The sequence below is a fragment of the Pseudomonas agronomica genome (genome assembly GCF_025917275.1).
Lineage (GTDB): Bacteria > Pseudomonadota > Gammaproteobacteria > Pseudomonadales > Pseudomonadaceae > Aquipseudomonas > Aquipseudomonas agronomica.
The window spans coordinates 1-2596 of record NZ_JAOSHO010000620.1; the positions used below are offsets into that span (position 1 = coordinate 1).

Consider the following 2596-nt stretch of genomic DNA (forward strand, 5'->3'; position numbering starts at 1 on the left):
GTTGAGCAACGCCTGCCTGTGGAACGACCATCCGTTCTATCGCCTGAGCCTGGTGGCACAGTTGCTCGGCTACGCCATGGCACTGATCGGGTTGATGGACGCAGGCCACCGTTTGCCCCGGCCCTTTCGCCTGGCGGCGTTCGTGCTGGTGACGCTGGCGGGCATGAGCATCGGACTCTGGCAGTTCCTTCGGGGCCAGCGCTACAGCCAATGGAATCCCGAGCAGAATCGTTAAGGAGACGGCCGATGTCGATCAAATACGTTTTCAAGCGCACCGGCGGCTGGCTGTACCTGAACACGTCCCTGGGTCGCCATCCGTTGCGTGGCGCCGGCGTCATCCTGATGCTGCACCGGGTGCTGAACAACGACCGTGCTGCCGAACTGCCCCATCGCAATGAGCTGTGCGTGGGGCCCGACGCATTCGAACATTTGCTGATCTGGCTGCAACGGCATTTTGAATGCGTGCCCCTGATGACGTTGTTGCTGGCCGACCCTGAAAGCGTTCCGAACCGTCCGCGGGTGGCCCTGACGTTCGACGACGGCTGGCGTGACAACGCCATGAACGCCTTTCCCCTGCTGCGCCAATACCAGGTGCCGGCGAGCATTTTCCTGTCCACCGATTTCGTCGGCAGTCGCCAGCACTTCTGGTGGGAAAGCATCGGCGAAACCCTGTGGGGCAGCCATGGGCAGGTAGCACGGCATTCGCTGATCGAGCATTTGCAGCATGCCGGCCGGCCGCTGCCGGTACTGCTCGATGATATCGACGACGAACGCCGCAGCCTGGCGTTGCTGCACTATCTGCAAAGCCTCAAGACCCTCGATGCGCGCACCTTGAGCGACCTCACCGAAGCCTGCCCGCACGGAGCCCAGCCCCAGGCGCTGGACTGGCCCCAGGTGCGCATGCTGGAAGATTCCGGCCTGGTCCGCTTCGGCCCCCATGGCGCCAGCCACGCGATTCTGACCGGGCTCGACGACCAGCGCCTGCACGAGGAACTGACCCGCAGCTGGACAGCCCTGGAAAATGGCTGCGCCCAGCCCTTGCCGGTGTATTGCTACCCCAACGGCGACAATGACGTCCGTGTGCGCGAACAGGTGGCGGCCCACGGTTTTCCGTTCGCGCTGGGCACCCAGGCCGGACTGTATCGCCATGACGGCGACCCACTGAACCTGCCGCGTTTCGGCGTCAGCCAACGCAACGCCTGCCACCCGGAATTGCTGGCCTGGCGCATTCGTCGAGGAGCTCGTTCATGAACCGCGCACGTTACCTCAAGCTCTTGGTAATGAGCATGGGCACAAGCCTGGCGATGCTCTGCCTGCGCCTGTTGCGCAACATCTTGCTGGCACGGATCCTGGGGCCCAGCGAACGCGGGCTGTTGGCACTGCTCAGCACGCTGCCGGACCTGATCAGCGCCGTCACCAGTGGGGGGCTGAATTCCGCCGTGGGTTATCAGGCGGCGCAGCACCGTTCGATGAGCCTGTTGCTCAGCCACGTGCTGGTCTTCGGCTGCCTGCTGGCGGGATTGCTGACATTGCTGGTGGTGGCGCTGGTGCGTGAGTTCGGCGCGGAACTGGACATCACCGTGCAACTGGGGCTGCTGGCCTGGCTGCTGTTGCTGGCCGTGCCGCTGGCGGTACTCAAGAGCGGCTTGTTGACGCTGCACAACGCTTCCGGCGGTGTTGGCGCGTTCAACGCCTTGCGGCTGATGGAATCCCTGGTACCGCTGTTGCTCTTCGTGGCGCTCTTCTGGATATGGAAGGACACGGCGCTGGAAGCGGCGCTGATCAGCTGGTTGGCGGGCCTTGGCCTGGTGGTATTGGCAGGTTGGATGTGGTTGCGTCGCGATCATTCGATCACCCTGCGCTGGGATCGCACCGGCCAGAACGAACTGTTGCACTACGGTGTCCGCAGTCATCCGGACATTCTGTTCCAGCAATTGATGATGCGCTCGGATTACCTGTTCATCGGCGCACTGCTGGGCAGCACGGCGCTGGGACACTACGCCATGGCCAGCGCCGCGGCGGAACTGCTGCATATCGTCCCGGAAGCGGTCACCACGCCGCTGATGAAACGCCTGCTGCAGCAAGACACCGATATGAAGCGCCTGACCCCGTTGGCCTTGCGCCTGACCGCCACCGCCATGCTGGCCGCCTGCCTGGGCATGGCACTGGTCGGCGAATGGCTGATCGTCACCATGTTCGGCAGCGCCTATCAACCGGCGTACCCTGCCCTGCTGGCGCTGCTGCCAGGGGTGTTCGGGTTGTGCTATGCGAGCATCCTGCGCCTGGACCTGCTGGGCAAGAACCGACCCGGTAGCGTTTCGTTGCTGATGGGCGTGGGTGCGCTATTGAACCTGGCGCTGAACGTTGTCCTGATTCCGCGCTACGGCATCGTTGGCGCTGCCGCCGCTTCGTCCATTGCGTACCTGGGCGTGACCCTGCCGATGCTCGTCATGTATTGCCGCCTCAGCGGCGTGGCGCTGTGGCAGACGTTGATTATCCTGCCCAGCGATCTGCTGCCGATGCGTCAGATGTTGCTGGGGAAATCCGCGTGAACAGCGTCGCCAGGCAAGCCGCCATCGCGAGCAAGCTCGCTCCC

At 63.8% G+C, this 2596-nt stretch carries 2 protein-coding genes and 1 pseudogene; all 3 read left to right on the top strand.

Annotation, left to right across the window (positions count from 1 at the left end):
- Positions 1 to 235, top strand: a pseudogene (locus tag OC610_RS25325) (glycosyltransferase family 2 protein); the annotation flags it as partial.
- An 11-nt stretch (positions 236 to 246) separates the two neighbouring features.
- Positions 247 to 1251 (top strand): polysaccharide deacetylase family protein, encoded by a 1005-nt coding sequence (locus tag OC610_RS25330; protein ID WP_181288975.1) that lies wholly within the window; start codon positions 247 to 249, stop codon positions 1249 to 1251.
- Positions 1248 to 2552, top strand: a complete 1305-nt coding sequence (locus tag OC610_RS25335) for an oligosaccharide flippase family protein (protein ID WP_264431767.1) — start codon at positions 1248 to 1250, stop codon at positions 2550 to 2552. Before OC610_RS25330 ends, OC610_RS25335 begins: the two co-directional genes overlap by 4 nt.
- Positions 2553 to 2596: the final 44 nt, after the last annotated feature.